Raw genomic sequence first — 17,663 nt, 5'->3', positions numbered from 1 at the left:
TAAATAGTTTCTTAGGTTCAACCATGTTCTAGTATTATTTATGAGAATTATGAAATTATCACACATACTAGAACTATACTAATATGAGTTTTTCTTATATTTATGATTAAGGTGCATAGTATAAATTGTTAAATCTAATAAACAAAGGAAGTGGTTTCACATGAAAGAACAAATTTTAATTGCCGTAGATTGCGGCAAAGGAAATACCAAGGCTTTAGCAAAATGGAAAGGTAGAACTTACACAACAACTTTTCCAACGAGAATGCAACAAGTTAAAAGATTCGGAGTAGAAATTCAACCCAACTCCTATCTAGCCGAGTACAACGGAGATGAATTTCTTCTGGGAGAAATGGTCTCAGAGAGTTACTCTGATTTCAACTTAACCAAAAACTCACTCATCCATAAAGTAGCCATTTACACAGCTATTACCCGTCTCCTCCAAAAGGCGAATGCTCCAAGTAATGTTGATATTCGCTTAGCTGTCAATGTACCAATTTCCGCCTACAAAGATAAGATTCAAAAAGAGAATTTTAAATCTATGATTGAAAATGAAAATCGAACAATCCACTTAATCGTAAATGGAAAAGCATTCTCATTTGACTTATCGGATATTACCATCGCATTTGAAGGTATGGGTGAAGTGTACGCCAAACCTGAAAAATACAGAAAAGGATATACAACAGTGATAGATGTAGGTGGCTTAAACTGCACATATTGCCAGTTTAAAGGCGTGCAACCTATGGTTAACACAATGATTTCATCAGATTTAGGTGGTGTCAAAATCCTTCTCGGCAAAATCGGAAAATCTATTAATGAACGTTATGGACTTTCTGTTTCTTCTGATGACCTCGAACACGTATTGCGATCTGGATACTTTGCAAGTAACGGAGAAATTTTTGAAGATAGTAAGGTTTTTATTGAAGAACTAAAGTATGATCACCTTCAGCAAATCGTTCAATTTGCAAAGAGTCGTGGATATACTTTCAATATGTCAGACATTCATTTTGTGGGAGGTGGATCCATCACTCTAAGAAGATACATTAAGCAGCTATTTCCCCATGCACTCATTAGCGACAATCCCCTCTACAGCAATTGCCTCTCTTTCCTCAAAATTCTCGAGGTCAAATATGCCTAATGCCAGATATACCATCAGCATCCTCTCTAAAGACTCTGAATTAATCCATTACATTGAGAACAAAAGAAAGTCAATTGGATTAAGTGCCTATATTCGGGAATTGATTCGAAAAGACATGGAAAATCAGGATATTTCAGATTTAGAGCAAATATATGAGTATGTAGCAAAAAGAATGAAAGAAGACGGATTACATATTGATGATATAGGTGCTCAAGAAGCTACAAAATCTATTGATGAGCAAGATAAGGAGATCATTATGGATCTCTTCTAATTCTTCACACAAACATAAAGGACCCAAACGCAGGGTCCTTTTTTATTATGTGATTCATCACTGTATTAACTTATGAAACTGTCCGCTCATTTAAGCCATCGTAAACTTCTTCAAACATATCATCCATAATAAGTGATCTAAATTCACCGTTTTCTAACATCTTCATAAAGAATTTTTCATTTTGCGACATTCTTGAAATAACAAAATCCAAAAATGCTCTCTCATAGGAAAACTTAAAATTCTCCCTTGTATTACTCTGTGCCTTTTGAGCTAAGTCCTCATTATTTATCATATCCTCTTTTATCTGATCTCGGGATAATTTATCTGTTTCCGAAAACTCAGTACCAAATCGTTCATTCAATCTGTCAATAATTGAAGAAAGCCTTTCTTTCTCCTCTTCTACTGATTGCCCTTTTCCATGACTTGCAGGCTTTAATTTAGTTTCTCCATCAGGATTAAGTGATATGTTACCTTCAAATACTTTTTCATTTCGATAGTATTGCAGTGCAACATCATCAGCCAGATACACACCGTCAGAAACGTTTTTAGGTAGCTTTCTTAATAGATAATTTAGATAGACATATAGCTTGTGAAGATCAATGTCTGCAAATGGACCTATCTGTAAGATAAAAGAATATGTCCGAACAAATTTGGTAGTAGCTCCTTTAAAATCTTCTTGCTGCTCTTTTGATAGTTCTTTATTATAACGATTCACAGCTTTGTCCAGGATAGAATTCAACTTCTCCTGTGTCTTACTTGTTTTCCTCTTTTCACTAAATTCTAATTTACAAACCTCTTCGATTTCTTCCTTTGTGTACACCTGACAAGCATCTAATTCTCTTTCCAAATCATATAGCAAGTTAGGATCTGTTGTACTTTCTAATCCCGTGACTTCGTAATATGGTTGAAATGCCTTTTGTATATCTTCTGCCTCATTTACAAAATCAAGTACGAAGGTATCATTCTTACCCTTACAAGTTCTGTTTAGCCTAGAAAGTGTCTGTACCGCCTTTATCCCGTCTAATGGCTTATCAACATACATAGAGTGAAGTAACGGTTCATCAAAACCAGTTTGATATTTCTCTGCAACCAATAGAACTTGATAATCATCCGTATGAAACTTATCTGGTAATTCTTTTTCTCCAAAACCGTTCATCTCCGGTTCCGTAAATGGTACACCTTTATCCTCAACGGTTCCTGAAAATGCTACTAAAGTGTTTAAATCGCCATAGCCTTTTGCTTTGATATACTTATCAAATGCTTGCTTATATCTTACTGCGTGAAGACGGCTCCCTGTAACTACCATGGCCTTAGCACGACCGCCAATCTTATGTCTAGTCACTTGACGAAAATGTTCCACAATAATTTCAGTTTTCTGAGCTATGTTGTGTGGATGTAAAGATACATACTTCGCTATTTGCTTTGTTGCTTTTTCACTAGAAACTTCAGGATCATCTTCAATACTTTTAGCCACTTTATAGAAGGTTTTATAAGTTGTATAATTCTTTAATACATCCAAAATGAAACCCTCTTCAATTGCTTGTCGCATAGAGTAGACGTGGAAAGCATGTGGCATTCCCTCTTTATCATAGGTTCCAAACCTTTCAATCGTTTTCGGTTTTGGTGTTGCAGTAAAAGCAAAGAAAGAGATATTGTCTTGTTTCCCACTCTTAGCAATTGTCTCTGCAATTTTCTCATCTACATCTTCCATATTTTCTTCTGCTAATCTATCAGCCTCAAAAGCATCTTCTAACGATTTATCTGATAAGATGTTAGTCATTGCTGTCGAGGCCTTTCCACCCTGGGATGAATGAGCCTCATCTATTACGATTCCATATTGACCAGCAGAAAACTCTTCTAGCTTTTCTATAATAAATGGGAACTTCTGTAACGTAGTGATAATCACCCTGGTTCCTCCAGCAATAGCGTTAGCCAATTGTGCAGAATCTTTATCTATTTTCTCTACCATTCCCGCTTTATGCTCTAATTGATAAACAGCATCTTGTAGCTGCTTATCTAACACTCTTCGGTCTGTAATGACGATAACGCTAGTAAACATTGCATTATTTTCTTCATCATGGAGTTTAGCAAGACGATGTGCTAGCCAAGAAATACTGTTAGTCTTACCGCTACCTGCACTATGTTGAATCAAGTAGTTTTGACCAACCTTTTTTTCTATTACATCTAGCTCTATCTTTCTAACTGCATCTAACTGATGGTATCGAGGGAAAATAACTGTTTCTTTTTTATCAATAATCTCCCCTGTAGAGTCTAAAACATCTTCTTGATTTACATAGACGAACCGAAAAAGAATATCTAGTAAGCTATCTTTTTGAAGAATATCATTCCATAGGTACGATGTACGATAGTCATTGTAGACTACAGGATTACCCTTACCTCCATCATTTCCTCTATTGAAAGGCAGAAAGAATGTCTTTTCTCGATTAAGCTGTGTTGTCATGAAAACTTCATCCGTATCAACAGCAAAATAAACAACTGCTCGTTTCTTAAACTGAAATAACAACTCTCTAGGGTCACGATCTTTTCTAAACTGATTCTTGGAATCATCTACTGTTTGATTGGTTAGTTGATTCTTTAACTCCATAACAACTATGGGTAAGCCATTAAGAGAGAGCATCATATCAATGCTATTATTATTTTTACTACTGTAGAATACTTGTCTACTTACAGTGAATATGTTTTTCTCATAGAGATCTATTAGCATTTGATTCATGTCACTAACAGGCTTATTATATGCTAATTTTAAGGTTACCCCATAGTCCTTTACACCATGACGCAAACAATCAATCATTCCACGTTTATCAAGTTCCTTGTGTACACGATCTAAGATTTTCTTTTTGTATTGGTCTTTATAGGCTTTTCGTAATCGTTCGAGTGACTTCGGTTGTGTGTTCTCCAGAAACTCGAAAAAAGTCTCCACATCAATTGCATATTTTCTAAAATCATCCAATGCTTGACCAGAAATAATTCTTTGAATATAACCTGAATTAATCAGATTAGCTTCTATATTAGCTTCAAAACCTTTTTCAGAGTAGTCAATGCTCACCTTCTCACCCCTTTTCTTTTACATATTTACAATCTGCTCTATACGGGTAACATCCCAAATTCTTTTACAAATCTCTTTATATAATTGCTGTCTTTCTAATAGTTGACCCTTATTAAATTCATCATAAGGCTTAAATTCTAAATTACTCTCCTGCATAAACCGTAAAAATAGTGGATTATTAGTATAGGAATTTTGGTTTAGGGTCCTCGCCAATAGGTTCTCACTGTCGTACTTCACGACTTTTTTATCATAACTCATTGCTTGAAAACTTCTGTTCTTATCCTTAGATAAAATTAATAAACCACTAAAGCTATTCCTATAGTCCCTAAATTCATCTTCTGTACTGAACTCAAACTGATGCTTCCCTTGTGTATAATCATCCGCCCAAATATGCTCTATGTCATAAGGGTTCTTTTGTTGACGATTTACATAATCACTGAATCTACTATTTATCCCACTCTGCTGTTCAATATAATAAGTCATTCTGGATAAAATGTGTAACATATACCTTCTGGTAAACTGATTCAAATAGAAATCATCAATTCCATCTAAAGTTTGTTCCATATTTCCAATATAATCTATAAGTATTTGAGCAAGCTCCTCTTCCGTCTTCCTTCGAATTGCTTTTGTCAAATTAAAAATTGTGTATCGAATAGAAGAATAATCAACTGTTTTGAAATTAAAAACACGCTGAGCAATATATTGATCTATAAAACAAGATACCATTTTTATTTTCTTATCTATTATCTGTGTACTGTCACTTGGAGAAATAGATGCTAGGATTAATTGATATTGTAGAGTGAAACCTCTATCTGCGTTATAGAACACGCAGTCATAATCATTGTGAAATTCTCTTGAATATTTCTTCAACCGTATATAAATATCTGAGAACGTCTGAAATTCGTTCATAATAATTTTTTCAAAATCTTGGCTATTACTAAGGCCAATCACAGACTTATTTTCCCTTACCCACTTATGGAAAGTAGTCCCTATAATCTCAAAATCCTTATTTTCAGCATCCTTTTTACCTTCTCTAATTGTTTCAGCGTACTGGGACCTTAACCAATTTTTTATAAAATCAGCGTCTCCATCTTTTTCAATATCTTTTAATTTAAGGATTTTATCTTTCCATAGATCATTAGCTTCATTTCTGACACTATTGTGATTTATTTCAGATAATAAATATCCCTTTAACATTTCAGTCGGAGTCAATCTAAGTCCACGGTCGTTCATGCTAACGAATATTTTATGAGCATCCTGTTCTGAATCTGTCTTTATCTCAATGAATACAACTTTCTCTATTAACCATTCAATAAATACTGGAAGTGCATCGCCTTTTAAATCATCGGGAAACAAAGCCTCTATATCCTGATAACGATTAAATAGATTAATAACACTTTCCGACATTTCATTTGTTAAATCATAGTACCCATTATCATATAAGCCCTCTAAACATTTTTCCCTCTCTTCCACATTAATACAAAAGGTCTTCTCTCCATATTTTTCAGAATAAATTAGATTATCAATGTTTACCTTCTGTGTACCTAATTGATGTTGCAAATTGTTTAGGTATATAAGAAAGAGAGTTGTTGATGATAATCGTTGTTGGCCATCAATAATCGCATTATCGTTTGTGAGAATAATAGGACCCAAGAAATAATCACCGTATTGTTCTACATCTCTTTGTTTTTGACCATCTTGATAAAATTCAAAGAATTCATTCGTTAAATCTTCTATTAACTCCTCTATTTGCTTTTTCTCCCAACCATATTCTCGTTGATAGTATTGAACTGTATATCGGTTATTAAAGAGAGTTCTTACATTCGTTGCATTACCTGTAATCTTGTTCATGCAATTACACCTCTTTACCTTTATGGTTCCTCACATCTATTTTCCCTGTGACCGCTTCATAGATGAGGGATTGGCGGTATTCTTTTAGTTTCTCAATTTGAATTACTACAGAGGATTTAAGGTTATCTAACTCATTTAACTTTTTATTTAAGAATGCTAGGATCTTTTGTTGTTCCGTGATAGGCGGTAATATTATATTTAATGACTTAATAATAGTAGAATTTAGTCCTGACATTATAGAACCTTTGCTGCTAATCTTAAATTGTTCCTCTACATAATTAGAGCTACCGATTAATAAACTTATAAATTCTGGAAAGACAACATCCTCTTTAAATGATAACCTTATTAAATGGGAATCCATAACTCCTTTTTTTATATTACTTGGAACCACCATACATTTACCTATCGTACCCATCATCGAAATAAGTACATCCCCAGTATTAATTTCATATGCACTGAGTTCTTCAAACTTTTCTTTTGTTATATATCTTTTGCCTATATCAAAATCTCTTTTAATAAGGTTTTCCTGTCCATATACCTTATAACCTTCGTTTACCATAGTATCAAGTTTTAGACTACTTCCAAAAGGCCCTATTTTCACCCCAAGACTTCCATCCTTTAGGCAATATTTCAGTTTAACTATATTCCAGTGCTCAGGTATCTCCCCAATCCATTCCACACCTGAATCCTTCATTTTCACATCAGGATTCAGTCCCTTTGTCACCTCTTCGTTGATAATTACTTGACGTTTTTCCGCAAGTAATTCAATGAGTTTTTCTTTGTCGGATATGAGTAAGTCAATTTCTGCCGTTTTGATTTCAAGGTACTTAGAAATAGCCTTCTGTTCTACTAATGGTGGAACACAAATTTTTAACGAAGAAAATTTATCCTTTGTAAAATGTGCTATAGTTGCTTTATTAACAAGGATATTTATATATCCGCTTCCTCTTACCGCATTTAAAAGATAATGGAGGTACAAGTTCATGCCTTTATTTGTGCTTCTTACTCTGTGTAGAGAATTTTGAAATATATAACCTTCATAATTCGAATTTGCAATCGCTGACCTTGCCACTTCTCCTCCTTCACAGACTAGTAGATCACCTTTGTCTATCGACATTTGCTCAATTTCGGTATTATTTGAGTACATTTCATCTACATTGCTTGTATCAATATATCCATCCTGTATATTCATAGCCTTGAGATATGGTACCAGTAAATCATTGCTAGTTCTTGGTTTTGGCTGAAGCATTTTCCCTAGTGTTATTTCATATAAGTTACCAACTTTAGTCTTTTTCCAATGTTCAGGTATTTCACCAATCCACTTTAAGCCACTATCTTTATAAGATGGGTATTTCATAACTTCTTCCATTATCCCATCACCTTCTTCAACTTCTCCAAAATACTCTCTTCTAACTCTTTTATCTCTTCTTTTATTTCTTCCGAACTTCTCAATTCCGTATATTCATAAAAGTGACGTGTAAAAGGAATTTCGTAACCTACTTTTGTCTTAGATTCATCAATCCAAGCATCTGGAACATGTGGTTTTACATCTCTTTCAAAATAATCATGAATAGATTCTTTCAATGGTACAATCTCCGTATCACGTAAGTCCGCATCTGGTTCAGGGTTTCCTTTACTATCTACGCAAATATCAGCTGTATCGTCTTTCTCAGACAACGCAGCTAGAATAGCTTTAAATAAAGGGGCACCAACCTTGATATCGTTTTCTTTAAACTTCTTCTTCAGCTTCTTCGTGAACTCTTCTCTATTTTTATATGTCTCATCAGATTTCATTGCTAGCAAAGCATCCACTATAGCTCTTTGCTGTTGTTTACCTAACCCTATAGCCTCTAAACCAGCCTCGCCTTTTTTCTTAGACTTTGCTAAGTTTGCGAAAGCAGTCTGATTATTTAATTCTTCTACTCTTTCTTCGTTAATCTTGAAGTTTAATCGCAACGGTCTTTCTACTGTAATCTTTTGATAACCAAAGTCTTCATTATCAAAAATCTTTACCTGTTTACCTTCTTTAAAATCTCCATACAATCTAATTATTTCAGCAATGTGCTCCTCCGATAGTTCCTTTCGTTTGCTACCTAAACTCTTTCTCATCTTTTGATAGAACTCTACGGCATTTACAAGTTGAATTTTCCCTTTACGAAATGGACTCTGGTTATTAGTTAGTATCCATACATAAGTTGAAATCCCAGTATTGTAGAAAAGGTCCGTTGGCATAGCAACAATTCCTTCAACCAGATCGTTCTCGATTAAATATCTACGTATGTCAGACTCTCCACTTCCCGCATCTCCAGTAAATAAAGGAGACCCATTCATGATAATGGCAAGACGGGATCCCTTTGAATTATCTTCTGTTACGGGTTTCATTTTGGATACAAGATGTTGTAGGAAAAGGAGTTGTCCATCACTAATACGTGGTAATCCTGCTCCAAACCTTCCGTTATAACCCTTTTCCTCATATTCAGCCTTCACCGCTTTCTCAGCTGGCTTCCATTCCACTCCATAAGGCGGATTAGTTATTAGATAGTCAAAAGTCATTTCAGAAAAGGCATCATTTGATAAAGTATTCCCAAACCGAATATTCTTGGCTTCCTCACCCTTTATCAAAACATCTGCCTTACTAATCGCATATGATTCCTCGTTAAATTCTTGAGCAAAAAATTCTAATTCTGCTGTTGAGTTTAGTTCTTTTAAATATTCTTGAGCAACGGATCCCATACCACCTGTACCTGCACATGAATCATATAATGTTTGTGTTATCCCTTGCTTCGTTAAAATATCTTCATCATCTAAAAATAATAGATTTACCATCAAACGCACGACTTCTCTCGGTGTAAAGTGGTCCCCGGCCTCTGCATGCTCACTAAAACGACGAATTAATTCTTCAAATATGTATCCCATTTCTACATTAGATACGACACTTGGATGTAAGTCTATCTCACTAAAACGTTTTACAACAAGATATAGCAAATCGTTACGCTCCATCTTATCTATTTGCTTGTCAAAGTCAAAATACTCGATGATGTCTCTTGCTGTCTTTGAAAACCCGTTTATATAATCTCGTAAGTTATCAGCTATGTTATCTGCATCACTTAGTAACTTAGAGAAGTCATATTTACTCACATTACTAAATCTTTGTTTTGCCACTCTGTTAAGTATTTCATCTCTCGACTCTTCTGGCATATCTTTAAATTGCTTATACTTGTCTAGTACTTCTTCTTTTGTCTTATCCAACACACTGTCTAAACGTCTTAATACAGCCATCGGTAAAACAACTTTCCCGTAATCTTCAGGTTTATATGGGCCTCTAAGCAGCTCTGCTATGGACCAAATAAAAGAAACTTTGTCTTGAAAATTTATCATTTGTGTACTCCCCTACATGAAATCTATTGTATATATTTACTACTTTTATACTATCAAATTATTGTATTAATTATAAGACATAAGCTAGACTACTACATTAGTAAATTCAAACCATTTATTAAGAGTTGATGTAATGGACAGATTATTGGAGCTTTATTCTATATAAACAATTCAAAAATCCTGCCCTAATGTAAGCAAGAATTTTACTATGGTTGGCTATGTATATTAGCCTATATGAAAAGAAAAAGAGGAAGTTGTCTATTTACAACGTCCTCCACAACACAATTAGATTCATCATTGAATCTTTTCTATACCATATTTGCCCTTAATGTACCTTTCATCAATGAATCCCTCAATTGTATATGCTCTTATATTCCCTGATTTACTCTCCTTTATGTTTAATAGGTTTTTGAAAGACCCAACCTTGTTAGGTATGACACTAAAACCCTCATCCATTAGCTCTTCTCTTGCAACAGCTTGAAGAAAAGAATCAATTTCCTTTTTCCTACTGAACTCAACCAAGTTCTTTGTTTCCATTGATAGTTTCAAGTGTTTCGAAATCACCTTATACATTCTTCCCGATAAGGTGTTTCCATTACCTCTCTTTATATCCTTCAACCAAGCCAGAGCCTCTTTGTCTCTAGTATATGATAGAGTTTCAGCCTTTTTAGCATTCAAATGTGCCTGCAAGACGAGCTTTGCGAATCCATATTCGATAGAATTTTCGAAGAAGTACTGTAAGTCTTTCACAGTAGATAGCTTCATATATCTCTTCATTTTAGATGTGAATTGGCTTCTTCCGTAAATGAAATAATCGTTTTTCAGTTGATTGTAGAAAGCCTGCTCTTCAACTATTCTTCGTAACATATCTTGAGATGCAACCTTCCTCCTCTTGACTACTTCTTCCTTTTCGTCTATCTCTACTTTCCCATTCATTTCAAGAAACTTACACTTAAACTTATTCTCTAATTCTCGTACCAACACATCTGGATTCTTGTAATTATGGTATGTTTTTGGAAAAACAATCTCGCTTTGAATTAGTGGCGTACACACATGCAAAGTCCCCTCTTCATCAGCATATAGACTATTTTCCATCTCTAACTTATCCAGTGTTGTTCTACCCTCTATCTGGTTTTCACGCAACATCTCAATTGCCTGTTTAAAATTCTCTGCTTTTTTGACCTCTTCATTCAAAATGCTATGATACGGAAATACCTTCTTCTTCACTTGAGGTTTTGCCTTTTGAATAAATAATTTCAAAGCATGATAAGATTTTCGAAAACGATGAGACATTTGAACAATCCTTGTCATTTCATGGTTCAATGATCTATGAGAGCAAAGTACCCATACTTCATCACTTACATTGTTGTTTAAAATGGAGACTCCTGCAGAAAGAGAAGTTGTAGCTAAAATGATCTGCACATTATTTGGAATCAGCCCGCCACTTACAATCAATTTTTCTTCTTGCGACTTCAATTCTTCTTTATTCGATACCACTTCCATTGTCCTGATTCCCTCTTTGTTTAGCTTTCTACTGAAGTCATTAATGATTTCCTTTCTTTCAACAAATACCAAAAGCCGTCTGTTAGGATCTTTCCTTGCTGCCATTTTGATAATTTCTAACATTTTTAATTCTACTTGCCTAGATGATCCATCCAAAAACAAATATCCTGTGTTTACAAATGGATTCTCTCGATCTATTTGGTTAATCTTTATGATGAAATCATAGTCCTCTGAACGGAGATTTTCTGGTGTAGCTGTTGCATGGAGGGAAATTCCTTGTGCTTCTAGCAAAGAAGTTTCAGCAATACAGAATTCTCTGACGGCATCTGGCTTAAAGTTAGCATCAAGAGATAACATATGGCATTCATCAAACACCATTATTTTTGGAGGCTCATTTTGCATTATTTGTTTTTCTAGTCGAACTGTTGTCTCATCACAGTGTTCTTGTTCTAATTTTAATTTTAAGACATAAGGGAAATGATCAAGGGTGGTTAAAATATTCCTTGAGTTTCTAATTATTTCTTCTCGTTTGCCATTCGTATAGCTATCGCTACCTGTTACAGTTTTTGAACGTGTTATTCGTTCAAACTGATTCCTTAAATTATTCACGAGATTCCGACGTGGGATGATTAGTGTGGAAAAGCCTTCAGTTGAGCAAGAGGACACTTGGGGATTTTCTGTTCTTTTCGTCATGTTTTCGAGGATTTTTAAAATAGCATAACTTTTTCCTGTTCCTGTATCACTGGTCAGTAAAATACGTTTGCCTCTGTATTGTTCACTGTATAGAATTTCTTCAATCTTACGGAAAACTTCAGGATTTTCTGCTATCTTCCCTTGAATATCCATGGATAAATCAGCTCTCAATTGAAAATTCTCAGACACAGTGAAGATTTTACTTGTTGAGATGCCATATTGCTGCAATTTATAAATTAATGTTCCAATGGTAACTTCATCATACCTCTCTATCTTCTTCATTTCGGTATCATAACTTTTATTTCCATCGTCAATTGCTTCCGCTAACACTATCTTTTGCTCACCTGTGATAAGACCTTCTTTTTCCATATTATTGAAAGCCATCAAGATTCTAATCCACTCACCATGATCCGAGATTAATGGTAGTTTCTTTAACGCATTAAGGAGTACATCAAAGTTTATTGCTGATGTCACATATTCTTTGTTATATTCTTTTGTTATAATGTGATCTACAACCTCACCATTTGATAATTCCTTACTTTTATTGCTTAATTTCATCTTCTCAGTGCTAAAGTTTTCCAAGAACGGTTTTAGGTCAAATTTTCTCAAATTCTTATTCACTTTCACTTCTTTTCCAGATGCAAATATCGTCTTTACAGGATAGATGCTTTCATCAAAAGAAACCCCAATTTTGGCACTTAATTGATCTCTTACTTGCTTATAAATTAGAGCAATCACCTCATAATCCACCTGTAATGTTGTAACTACTAAATAGCAGTGAAACCTTTTTTGCTGCAACTTTTTTCCGCTTGAGAAACTTTCTTGAACGTAATGAAAGTATTCATACAACCGATCGATGATTTTCCGTATTACAATGTCCGGAAAATTTTCAAAATGATCTATATCAAAGCAGAAAATATTTGTCCGGTAATCTTGGATTTCTCTCGGGTTTCTTTTGGAAGCAATCCATGATCCTGTTACATGTGGTTGTCCATTTTTAAGTATTTGAAGAAACTGACTTTCCACCACAGAGTTCAATTTAGAATTGTTCCATACATTCGCATTATCTAAGTCTATTGTGATATTCCTTACATGGTGCATTGCTTCGTCCTTAGTTTTAAATCCTCGTTTGTATGGTTGGATCAGCATCTTTCTTTCTTTGGTTTGAATATTGTTTTGCACGGTGTTTCTCACTATAAGCATCCTTTCTATATTTAGATGCTTTATAGTAGATGTAGTGTAAGACAGATATATCGTTAAGTGTGTTCTACCTTTATTGATACTTATTTAAGTCAGCTGAGGGCAGGAAAAATGAGTTTAATACTATATAAATAAATCAAAAATTCTGCCCTATTATGGAGTTATCTAAAATAAAAAAGTTTTACTCGGGTTGCATATCTATCCTAATCTATGAATTACGAATCACTCTACTAAACGGATACATGTTAGAGAAAATTATCTAATTTAAACTAAGTATTCCAATTTACTCATTGAATCTTATTGGTTTTTTTTACCTTTCACACCGTATTTTTAATTCTATAACTATTTTCTGTTCTCTTTTTTTGGATTTCAAAATAATTGTTGTAGTAGCAATAGCTAATGTAAAAACAATAATAATCGCAACAACTATAGAGGTCTTTTACTTCAGTAGCATTCTGATAGTCTTCATTAATAAAATAGTTTTCTTTGTAATGGGTTCTGTTAATCAAATTAAATAAGCTGATTTAGAAGACTTATTTTGCTTGGGTCTTATCAAGAACTCAATAGTTGCCATCTCATAACCAGAATCATCCCACTTAAAGACATGTATATCCAATAGATCCATCCCCGCTTTTTCAATTTTCCTTTTCTTACTGTCTATAAATTCTTCAATAAGCGATTCACTGCAAGTTAGTGAGTTAATAGTAGTTCCGGCCCACTGCCAAATCTCTGGTGATTGCATCTTGATAATATTTAATTTTTCACTCATGGTTATCATCCTTTTTAATCATCTATTATTAGATAATCTTCATTTAAAATGTCATCTACGTTTATATTTAAGAATTCAGCTATATCTTGAAAAAGCCTATCCATTATTTCTCTTTCCTTCTTCTGAGAAAGATTGTTTTTATGTATATAGGAAAGAGCCTTCTGTAAACTATCATTTCGAAGTATCACATTTCTAACATCCGGCGAGATCATACTTGCTTTTCGAAACAAAATGCCTTCATCAATTTTATATTCTGTCGCAAACTTAACAATTAAACTTTCTGTGGGATCTCTTACTCCTCTTTCCAATTGTGAAACATAATTTGTTGAAATTCCCACCCTATTTGCACAATCCAAAAGAGTCCACCCTCTAGCTAATCTTAACTTTCGAATAAATGAACCAAATTCAGCATTATCTCTTTTATAATCCATAGTTATCACTACACCCCATTCTCTCCATTGAATATAGTCATTATAAAAAAAGCCCACATTCTACTTATTAAGAATGTGAGCCATTTTATATATGTATTTACATTGTATTAAATGATTACTTTTCATAACATTACCTACTTCGCTACTTATTAAGTTACATAATAAATCAGAACCGGGCGATAATCAAGAAAATATTTGGTGCCAAAGAGTTTTTGACTATTTAGAATCTCCACTATAATCTTAACATTGTTTTTTGCTAAAAATCATTCCCACATCAAGTTTCTGCATGCTTCATTCTCTTCTCATTCCTTTTGTTCCATCTTATAATACGATTATAGCACCTAGTTAAAAAACATTTATATTATTATGTTTAAAGAGTGTGGTACATAACTGGATAAATAATTTTGAGAGAAAACGAAATATAGTCCCACAAATGCAACCCCATTCAACTAAATCTCATATCATTACAAGGAAGACATTCTTTCGTGTAGTTGAGTTTTTATAATATATAGAGGTGAATCCATTGAAAAAGCAATTTTCAAAAGAAGTTATTAATCAATTAAAATATTATGTCTATATCTACTCAGATCCTGAAACCAATGAAATATTCTATGTTGGTAAGGGTATAGGGAATAGAGTATTTTCTCATTTAGTTTCCTTAGAAGATAACGAGAAAAGTAGAACCATACGACGGATATTAGAAAGAGGACAAGAGCCAAAAATCGAAATACTAACCCATGGATTAGAAGATGAACATACTGCCCTTAAAGTAGAAGCAGCCATTATTGATTTAATTGGCAAAGATAACCTTACCAATAGAGTTCGAGGTTGGCAAAGCGGAGTATTTGGAAGAGTTGAAGTGAATCAAATAATTTCTCACTATGATAGAGAACCAGTCGAAATTGACGAACCAGTTATATTAATACGTCTAAACACTACTTTCCGATATAATATGACCGATGTAGAATTATACGATGCTACTCGTGGAATGTGGAGAATTGGTGATGATAGAGAAAAAGCCTCCTACGTTTTTGCTGTGTTTGATGGAATTGTTCATGAAGTTTATAAAATACTTGCTTGGTTCCCAGCAGGTAGCACTTTTAATACAAGAGGTTCTTTTGATGAGGAAAGCCGTTGGGAATTTGTTGGGCAAATAGCAGAAGAGGAAGTTAGATGTAAGTATATTAGAAAATCAGTCGAACATTATCTAACAAGAAGTGCTCAGAATCCAATAAAGTATGTCAATATAAAATAGAAGTGAAAAAAATTAATTCACTTCTGTTGTAAGTTCTCTTTAAAGGGTATATTCACAGATAGCAGCTACTTAATCATAACAATTAACAATACTGCTAATAAAAATATTCATCTGCATTACATACATGGATGACCTTCAAATTACTTATACTGTATCTTTCATTACAAGGAAAAATTTGTTTAGGATTACCTATGACTTATCTGTTTCACTTATTTGTATAGGGTTATGATTCGGTCATGCTAAATATAAAACCACCTTTTCAGCCTTACATCCATTTAAACTTGCGACAACTTTAACGTTATAAACTGCAACTTTTCGTAAACTTTGGATTGATTCTTCGCTTTAAATTGTTTTTCTTTTTGACTTAGTTTTTCTGAAGGCAAAATACTATTTGATCTCTCTACCACATTGCTCGATTCTTAATTCACCAAACTGAGTTTCATTTTCGGCATTCATCAAAACAAACGTTTTAGATACAAGACATTAGAAATAGTAGGCTAATATCTCTGTATCGAGTCATTACCTTGGCATTTCTTAATTTAGCTTGACATATAAAAAGACTACTAGCTAATCTAGTAGTCTGCCCTTTAGAAGACATTAATCAAGTATCTTTCTCAATGTCTCTTTATTTTCAATCACTGTTTTTAAATACTGTTCTGCCTCTTCTTGCATACCAAAACCGTTCAGCAAGATGTTTAATTTTGTGGTTAGCTCACATCCTCGATAACCACGCATCAGTCTATATATATAACTTGGCGAAAGATTTGTCTTATCGGACAGTTCTTGCAAGGTATACCCACGTTTCTGCTTTAACAACTCCACCAATTCTCCAAATCGTTCATCAATCATTTCTAAAATATTGGCCTTTTCCTGATTACTCATCTATTTTCCTCCTAATAGTAACTGTTTATTATTACAGTCCCTTTATTTTGTTTAGCAATATATTCTAAGCAACTGTTTAATAAACTATTACTACCTTCATAAGATATGGAAATTGAATTTATTGGATAAGGTATGGTTAAGCAATTATAAATAAACAATAAGAATAACAATTTTTAAATTCCGATTATTGTTCCTGCAGCATTGTGCGAACCTTTATAAAAGGGATTATATTTTTTCTCATCTTTAATCCCCTGTATGAAATCTATTGTATATATTTACTACTTTTAAACTATCAAATTATTGTATTAATTATAAGATGTAATCAAATGGATAGGGTTCTAGGGTGATCCTTACTCAACCGAAGACTGGTATCCTTACTAATTCCTATAGAAATATTCTATATCAAGGAGGTTTATGTTTAAAGACTAATAACTAATTTATTTATATACATGTATAGGGTTATGATTCGGTCATCCTGATTTGCTGTATCTTGCAACAATCTTTTTCTTTGTTAATCCCTTACTATTTATCTGCTATTAAATTGCTATAATAGAGAAAATAGTACATTATATAAGTAGGTAAAATATACCTAAAATAACACGGTAGAGGTGTAGCTTATTGATTGCTGAACAAGAAGTTCAATTAATGAAAGCAGCTTACGGAATATTATATGAAGTAGAAAATTGCTTGCGAACCTACATCAAATATAATATGGAAGATTGCTACGGCGTTCATTGGTTTCATTATGCTCCACGAATCGTTTTAAAACGCCCGCCATCAAAGTCATTTGAAAATCTTCTATTTAGCGACTACGAAACATACTTTCGAAATTATCCCAAAGCCTTTATAAACTTACCACCAAAATTTTACACTCAGCTTCGTCAGATTTATCCATTGAGAAACAAAATTTCCCATCATCATCTATTATCTCTATCTGAATTTGAATTGCTTGAACGGAACTCTACATTTTTAATTAACTTTATGGAGAATAACCTTAATAAGTCATTGATTACTTCTTAATGTATCCTAATATGTAAAAAGCCGGGGCAAAAACAAAAAATGAGTGGGTCACTTTTTTGCACTTAATACTATGGGCTATAAATAAGGGGAATTATACTGTGTCGTGCCATATAGTTAATTAATCACTCTTCTATAACTATTTCAGTACATGGAGAGTGTTTATGTTATTGGTGATAAACCTAACCTTATTTTTATTACTTGTATAGGG

At 33.6% G+C, this 17,663-nt stretch carries 12 protein-coding genes; 4 read left to right on the top strand and 8 right to left on the bottom strand.

The window, feature by feature from the left end:
- Positions 1–160 precede the first annotated feature (160 nt).
- Positions 161–1,135 carry a ParM/StbA family protein gene (locus LCM23_RS02950; protein ID WP_224935552.1) on the top strand — a complete coding sequence of 325 codons (975 nt, stop codon included), beginning with the start codon at positions 161–163 and terminating at the stop codon, positions 1,133–1,135.
- Entirely contained in the window at positions 1,128–1,406 is a 279-nt protein-coding gene (locus LCM23_RS02945) for a hypothetical protein (protein ID WP_224935550.1), read from the top strand. Before LCM23_RS02950 ends, LCM23_RS02945 begins: the two co-directional genes overlap by 8 nt.
- Before the next feature lie 70 nt (positions 1,407–1,476).
- On the opposite strand, the gene LCM23_RS02940 is transcribed toward LCM23_RS02945, so the two are convergent.
- The 7 genes from LCM23_RS02940 to LCM23_RS02910 form a co-directional block, all read right to left on the bottom strand.
- Positions 1,477–4,473: a type I restriction endonuclease subunit R gene (locus LCM23_RS02940; RefSeq protein WP_224935548.1), complete on the bottom strand. Its 2,997-nt coding sequence runs from the start codon at positions 4,471–4,473 to the stop codon at positions 1,477–1,479.
- A gap of 18 nt (positions 4,474–4,491) precedes the next feature.
- On the bottom strand, positions 4,492–6,324 hold the full coding sequence (locus LCM23_RS02935) for a DUF262 domain-containing protein (RefSeq protein ID WP_224935546.1): 1,833 nt from the start codon (positions 6,322–6,324) through the stop codon (positions 4,492–4,494).
- A gap of 4 nt (positions 6,325–6,328) precedes the next feature.
- Entirely contained in the window at positions 6,329–7,693 is a 1,365-nt protein-coding gene (locus LCM23_RS02930) for a restriction endonuclease subunit S (RefSeq protein ID WP_224935544.1), read from the bottom strand.
- On the bottom strand, positions 7,693–9,702 hold the full coding sequence (locus LCM23_RS02925) for a type I restriction-modification system subunit M (protein WP_224935542.1): 2,010 nt from the start codon (positions 9,700–9,702) through the stop codon (positions 7,693–7,695). Before LCM23_RS02925 ends, LCM23_RS02930 begins: the two co-directional genes overlap by 1 nt.
- Before the next feature lie 294 nt (positions 9,703–9,996).
- Complete coding sequence (locus LCM23_RS02920) at positions 9,997–13,092, bottom strand: DEAD/DEAH box helicase family protein (RefSeq protein ID WP_224935540.1); 3,096 nt, start codon at positions 13,090–13,092, stop codon at positions 9,997–9,999.
- 511 nt (positions 13,093–13,603) lie between these two features.
- Positions 13,604–13,867, bottom strand: a complete 264-nt coding sequence (locus LCM23_RS02915) for a hypothetical protein (protein ID WP_224935538.1) — start codon at positions 13,865–13,867, stop codon at positions 13,604–13,606.
- A gap of 14 nt (positions 13,868–13,881) precedes the next feature.
- Complete coding sequence (locus LCM23_RS02910; protein ID WP_224935536.1) at positions 13,882–14,298, bottom strand: helix-turn-helix domain-containing protein; 417 nt, start codon at positions 14,296–14,298, stop codon at positions 13,882–13,884.
- 523 nt (positions 14,299–14,821) lie between these two features.
- On the opposite strand from LCM23_RS02910, the gene LCM23_RS02905 reads away from it, so the two are divergent.
- The gene (locus LCM23_RS02905) at positions 14,822–15,553 is read left to right on the top strand and encodes an LEM-3-like GIY-YIG domain-containing protein (protein ID WP_224935534.1); all 732 of its coding nucleotides are present in this window, start codon (positions 14,822–14,824) and stop codon (positions 15,551–15,553) included.
- A 597-nt stretch (positions 15,554–16,150) separates the two neighbouring features.
- Here the strand turns inward: LCM23_RS02905 and LCM23_RS02900 are convergent.
- Positions 16,151–16,435 (bottom strand): helix-turn-helix domain-containing protein, encoded by a 285-nt coding sequence (locus tag LCM23_RS02900; RefSeq protein WP_224935532.1) that lies wholly within the window; start codon positions 16,433–16,435, stop codon positions 16,151–16,153.
- 618 nt (positions 16,436–17,053) lie between these two features.
- On the opposite strand from LCM23_RS02900, the gene LCM23_RS02895 reads away from it, so the two are divergent.
- Positions 17,054–17,455 (top strand): hypothetical protein, encoded by a 402-nt coding sequence (locus LCM23_RS02895; RefSeq protein ID WP_224935530.1) that lies wholly within the window; start codon positions 17,054–17,056, stop codon positions 17,453–17,455.
- Positions 17,456–17,663 lie beyond the last annotated feature (208 nt).

It is taken from the genome of Cytobacillus kochii (assembly GCF_020171845.1).
Classification (GTDB): domain Bacteria; phylum Bacillota; class Bacilli; order Bacillales; family Cytobacillaceae; genus Cytobacillus; species Cytobacillus kochii.
Note: the sequence above shows the minus strand (reverse complement) of the source record. Positions and strands in the feature narration are given on the sequence as shown.

What these genes read in the sequence shown, in the direction of transcription:
- LCM23_RS02930 (WP_224935544.1), bottom strand. Translation starts at nt 7,693, where the DNA reads ATGGAAGAAGTTATGAAATACCCATCTTATAAAGATAGTGGCTTAAAG.
- LCM23_RS02900 (WP_224935532.1), bottom strand. Translation starts at nt 16,435, where the DNA reads ATGAGTAATCAGGAAAAGGCCAATATTTTAGAAATGATTGATGAACGA.
- LCM23_RS02950 (WP_224935552.1), top strand. Translation starts at nt 161, where the DNA reads ATGAAAGAACAAATTTTAATTGCCGTAGATTGCGGCAAAGGAAATACC.
- LCM23_RS02925 (WP_224935542.1), bottom strand. Translation starts at nt 9,702, where the DNA reads ATGATAAATTTTCAAGACAAAGTTTCTTTTATTTGGTCCATAGCAGAG.
- LCM23_RS02915 (WP_224935538.1), bottom strand. Translation starts at nt 13,867, where the DNA reads ATGAGTGAAAAATTAAATATTATCAAGATGCAATCACCAGAGATTTGG.
- LCM23_RS02910 (WP_224935536.1), bottom strand. Translation starts at nt 14,298, where the DNA reads ATGGATTATAAAAGAGATAATGCTGAATTTGGTTCATTTATTCGAAAG.
- LCM23_RS02935 (WP_224935546.1), bottom strand. Translation starts at nt 6,324, where the DNA reads ATGAACAAGATTACAGGTAATGCAACGAATGTAAGAACTCTCTTTAAT.
- LCM23_RS02945 (WP_224935550.1), top strand. Translation starts at nt 1,128, where the DNA reads ATGCCTAATGCCAGATATACCATCAGCATCCTCTCTAAAGACTCTGAA.